The following is a 5,797-nucleotide window of genomic DNA, read 5'->3' as shown; positions in this document are numbered from 1 at the left end:
AGTTGTAATCCTCAAATCACCCGCATTCCCTGTTGAGTTTGGCACTGCTGAAGCAGACAAGCCACTGGGAAACTGATTATCAGCGCTTGTACCAATAAGTTGCACATCAATAGCATCAACGGTTAAATTTCCCCCCTTGCCTGCACCAAATGTACCAGCACTCACAACTGCCCCACCCGAAACTCGCAAGGTATTAGTTTTAATAGTCAAGTCTCCTGCATCTCCTGAGTTTGACTCTGCGGAAGCAAACAAGCCACTGGGAATGAGAGACTGATCGGCACTTCCATCAATCACTTGCACATCCTGGGCATCAATAGTTAAATTTCCACCCTTACCTGCACCAAAAGTACCAGTACTCACCTGTGCCCCACCCTTAACTTGCAACGTGCTAGCATTGATTTTGACATCGCCACCTTGCCCGTTTGCTTCTAGTCGCACCTGATTAGCAATTTGACTCCCATTATCAAGACTAATTGCTCCAGTTGCATTAACTTCAATATTTCCCGCCTTACTATTACTAGAACCCGGCCCACTTTCTATCCCTGCCAACAGTCCACTCTGTCCTGTCATCTCTAAATTCTGGGCATTAACTGCGATACTTCCACCATCACCAGCTATTACATCTACTCTAGCGTTATTGCTAAGGAAAACATTACTTCTTTCTACACTATCGGGAAAACTCAAACTCAGATTATTACCATTGCCATTCAATTCAACTGTTCCTGCACCTGCTAACCCACCTAACTCAACTCGCCCACCATAAGCAAACAATCTTCCACCATCCATTTTGATATCACCGCCTACCAACAGCAAACTATTGCTATCTGGTACGCCCAAACCAACTGAGTTATTTTCGATAGATGCGGTTTTGATTTGATTAAATAGTAAAGCGGAAGGATTGACCGTCAGCAGGGATGAAGAACTTTCTGGATTTGTAGCACTAAAAAAACCTTGATTACCAAATGCAAGTGCATTAGCTGTCGTCCCGACAAAAGAACCACCAATATCTAGCCTCACACCTTGACCAAAAATAATCCCATTAGGATTTATCAAAAATAAATTAGCTGTGCCCTTAGTGCCAATTAATCCATCAATATTAGAGACTGATAATATTTTGAATATCTACTCTATTATTAAACAAAGCAGCGCCGTTAGTCGGGACAGAAAATTCCCGAAAGCTGTGGAACAAGTTGCCACCTGCTTGGGTTCCTCCTTCAATGATGCTGTTGTTTCCTTCTAATTTGACACTAGAGTTATTAGGCAAAGTGCCATCCGGGATAATTTGGGCAAAAGCGCAATTTGGACTGCAAATACTTGAACCACATATTGCAATTCCGATAAACCAGCCCCAACCAATACTTATCTTAGACATTGCACCCCTTTAAGCAAACAGCAGTTGCGGAACTTTTGGTTATGTCACACCACTAATGTGGGTTTACAGTGGTTGCAGTCACCTCTGATAATTTTCAGTTGCGATCGCCTTAATGTTACGCAAAACTGACTAATTTGTTTACATAAATTTATACAATATAATTCATCAGTCGAAACAATCGTATTGTTAGCCAAAACAATGGCATTGTTACCCAATACAATCGAATTGCAGCTCGATGAAAAAAAACCAGATTGCAATACAATCTGACTTATATAAAACTACAGCCAATTACCTAGCAGAACATAGGGGGCCCAAAACCTGGGACGTTTGTATTTGGGATTTTGCAACAGAGCTAGCTGGGCGCGACGGAGTACTTCAGCTTTAGTCAGATTTTTGTTGGCTAACTCTTGGTAAAATTGATTCATCAACATCGCAGTAGACTCATCATCTAAGTTCCATAAAGAAGCGATCGTACTGCGTGCGCCTGCCTGAAAAGCGACACCAGCAATTCCCAGTGCAGCTTGTTCGTCCCCAGCTGCTGTTTGACAGGCACTAAGAATGAGCAATTCAATCGCTTCGGGTCTATTTTGCTCTATTGTTCGCACTAACTCATTTAACTTTTTCACATAAATACGCTCATTCCAAGCAACAATAAATGTCTCCTCAGCCTTGGAGCTAAACTGACCATGAGTTGCAAGATGAACAATCGGGAAAGATAAAGAATTAATTTGGTTTTGCAAAGTTTTGCTGGTAAATTCTTGATTTAGAAGGATGCTGCTAGGGACTTGTGAGCGGATTTCTTCTAATTCAAGTTTGACGTTGGGTAGTGCAGAAAATCCCGAACTTGCTTCACTCAATCCTGCGGCTATTGCCTTTAATTCCTTCTCCATTGGTTTGAGTTCAATCAGTTGCAAACTGGGGGTGAGTGCAATATTATATTTCTCAACTAAATACTGTTTGCCATCGTAGAGAGCTGCCATCGGAATATTCCGCAACCAGCCATCTAGCACAAACACCAAAGTAGGAGTGTTACTTTCAGCTAAGGCAGCTTCAGCAGGTTGAACGATCCATTTGTAAACCTTCTGGGATAAAGACTGAACCTGTCGCAGGGTGTGGGGTTTGGGTAAATTTTCCTGTAGTTGCGCTAAAGTAGTTTCGACTTCCTTTTTAACTACAGGAGTAGTGTAGTGCAACCAACGCTGTTGAGGCAACTCGATGATGATCTCTAGTCGATCTGGCAAAATAAATGGATAAATAATTGCTGCCGTTGGATCTTTTTTTGGATTACGAATTTGAGCATTTAAACAGTTGTTGCGAAAGAAGTTTTCTAGTTCTGCTATTTGGAGTAATTCGATTGTATTGCTGGCTTTTTGAAGATTTTCAAAGCTCAGTTTCGAGTTACCTTCAGATTGCAAAAGTAAATCAACCAACTGTCGATAAACTGGTTCAACTTCCTCTCGAAAGGAAAATTTCACCGCAGAATTGACACCAACTAAATCACTGCGGAGGGCTTGGAGATTATTAACTGCTTCTGTGTAAGCTGATACTGCTCCTTTGATATCTCCCTTAGTTTTCAGCAAACGTCCTAGTTGCCATTGCCATTGATAGCCAATATCTTTAGCATCAATATCTTGAGCGATGAGCAAGGCTTGTTGGGTGAGGTTTTGGGCATCAGACCACTGTTGAGTTTGTTCGTAAACTTGCCCTAAAACACCAATAGCATAGGATTGGGTGCGTCTATCTTGCAAACTTTTTGCTTGCTCAATAGCAGTTGCCAGTAATTGAGCAATATCCAACCATGAGGGAGTGTCTGCGGCAATTTTTTTTCGGAATTGCATTAAACTTTGGGCAAAGTTAATGCGGGCAGAAATTGCTGTACGACTCAAAGGTAAATCGTTAAGCTGAGTTTTAATTTCAGAAGACAATGTTTGAAAAGCTGACAATTGCTCAGTTTTCAGTAGTAGTCTTAGTTGATTGGCTTGAGCTTGGATGCGTGTAGTGGGTGAGGTTGCAGTTTTGATAGTTTGTTGATAGAATTCTATAGCTTTTTGCGTGTCTTGCTGTACGCGGGCTGTATTACCCAGACTGAGGAGAATATCAGCGATCGCTTTTCGATCTGGCAAGGATGAAGCTAATTCTAAACTTTGCTGCAATATCTGCCGAGATGTTTCTAAATCACCAGTGACTTGGACGACATTGCCGAGACTATGCAAAGCTGCGACTTTAACAGGTGAGTTGGGTTGACTTTGAAGAATCTGGGTACTTTGCCTTAACGTCTTCTCAGCTTGCCGATAAAACCCTAAAGCTTGCAAAGCTTGCGCTTGGTTAATCTGATTTTGAATAACCGCCCTTTCATCGCCTATTTTTGTATAAATCTCAGCTGAGAGTCGCCAAGTATCCAGGGCATTTTCAGCTTTGCTTTGAGCCAATTGCAGACGACCTTTGATATCTAAGACTTGAGCTAGAATTTGCGAGGAGTCTTTGGTGTCTTTAGCAGTTTGTAATAAGTTAAGACTTTGAGCGATCGCACTTTCTGCTTGTGACCACTGTCCCAATTGCTGATAAGCTAATGATAAATTGCCCAGTATCATCGCTTGTGTAAGTTCATCCCCACGGCCTTTTAACGCAGAGATAGCCTGTAGCCATGTTGCAGTTGCATCATTAAATTGCTCGGCTTCATAGAATTTTCTCCCCTGTTTCACCAAGTTTTGGGCATCAGCCAAGCTTTGAACATTGGAGTTTTCCGCAGTTACATGTGCGAAAGTGGGGGGCAATAAAAGAGCGCCTAAGAACATAGCTAAAAGCAGCAGTACACTTAAAAAGCGTTTGATTATCCGTAATCTAGATTTTTTCCTTGCCATGTTTTTGCCCTCCTCGCACCGTGTCTTTACTAAAAATAGACAGTGGAAGTTGCTCAACCTCCCTGGTGTTGATTTAACGCACGGCAATCGGCTGTCTTCTGCCAGGAAGAATGAGGCGTGATGGGTGCAGAATTAGTGAGAATTATATCGCCATTAGCAGCGATCGCCCAACCAGTAGCTTCTACTATGCGATGTGGTGTTGGGTTAGTGAGATTTGTGGAGACTGCTGGAGTAGAGGGTTTACCTACTTCTGAGTTGAGAGTCACCAAATCTACCTGCACTGCGTCAGCGCTGAGGGTTTCACCTGGATTAGGTGGTAAACCGCCGCGTCCAGTGATTGTAAAACTGCTCTTAGCTACACCGCTACCTGCACTACAGGTCTGTGCTACTTGAGTATCAACTGGTACGGTCGGTAAATTAACTAAGCTACTGTTGGGATCGATACCGGGTGTATTGAGTTCGACAATGCCGTTTACACCAAACTCAGAACTAGCGGTGATATCCGAAAGAGAAGTTGGGTTAGAGCGGGGTTGAATCCCATAGATACCAAAGGCTTGAATATCTACTCTACCACCTGTACCTGTGTAAGCATTAGCAGTGATGTCGCTATTTTCGCTTGGGACAGCAACAATGAAGCCCGACGGGGCATTGATGGTAATGTTGCCACCATTACCACCAGCTTGTGCTGTGCCTGCGGTAGTGGAAATTTGAGCGCCACGGCGCAGAAGCAGTAAATCAGTTTGTAAGTTGATGTTGCCACCGTTACCCGATGCAGATTGGGCGTTAAGTGTAGCACTGTTATCTAAGGTAACTTTGGGTGAGGTGACGATAATATCTCCAGCAGTACCCGTTGGACTTTGGGAGTTAACGAACAAGCCACTATTAAAGCTTGAACTCTTGCCAGAAATGGTGAAAAAATCAGCAGCATTAACTTTAATTGTGCCTGCATTCCCAAGTCCCGAAGTTGAGGCAGTAAGCGCAGCACCATCGCGTAATGAGAAGTCACCGGAATCGATAGTAATGTTACCCCCATTGCCAACTGTCCCTGTTTCCACACTGCTGAAAATTGCACTTTTGAAACCATTTTTCTCCCCAGCAATATCAACAGTACCTGTAACATTAACATTGACATTCCCCGCATTCCCCCGTCCTGCTGGCTGGGTATTAGATGCTTTACGAGTAGCGGTTGCCAGTTGAGCGCCATCAATTAGTGATAGTCTTGCAGCATTAATGTCGATATTACCTCCCTGACCTACACCCCCTGCTTCTACTGTACTAAGGATAGAAGCATTACTAGCCACTGAAACAGCATTAAGTGTCCGCACTGTCACATTCCCTCCATTCCCAAGCCCCGAAGTTGAAGCAGTTAGTTGAGCGCCGTCTCGTAATGAGAAAGAAGCAGCATTGATGTCGATATTACCTCCCTGACCTACACCCCCTGCTGACACCGTACTGAGGATAGAAGCATCTGCGAGGGAAGCAGCATTGAGTGCCCGCACTGTCACATTCCCCCCATTCCCAAGTCCCGAAGTTGAGGCAGTTAGTTGAGCGCCGTCTCGTAATG

General features: G+C 43.5%; 1 protein-coding gene and 2 pseudogenes. All 3 read right to left on the bottom strand.

Features of this window, described 5'->3' with window-relative positions:
- Positions 1 to 1,372: pseudogene (locus RM049_RS05845) on the bottom strand (filamentous hemagglutinin N-terminal domain-containing protein); the annotation flags it as partial.
- A gap of 278 nt (positions 1,373 to 1,650) precedes the next feature.
- Complete coding sequence (locus RM049_RS05840) at positions 1,651 to 4,233, bottom strand: CHAT domain-containing protein (RefSeq protein ID WP_322703509.1); 2,583 nt, start codon at positions 4,231 to 4,233, stop codon at positions 1,651 to 1,653.
- Between the two features lie 53 nt (positions 4,234 to 4,286).
- A pseudogene (locus tag RM049_RS05835) lies at positions 4,287 to 5,797 on the bottom strand (S-layer family protein); the annotation flags it as partial.

The sequence above is a fragment of the Nostoc sp. DedQUE04 genome, assembly GCF_034530995.1.
Lineage (GTDB): Bacteria > Cyanobacteriota > Cyanobacteriia > Cyanobacteriales > Nostocaceae > Nostoc.
Note: the sequence above shows the minus strand (reverse complement) of the source record. Positions and strands in the feature narration are given on the sequence as shown.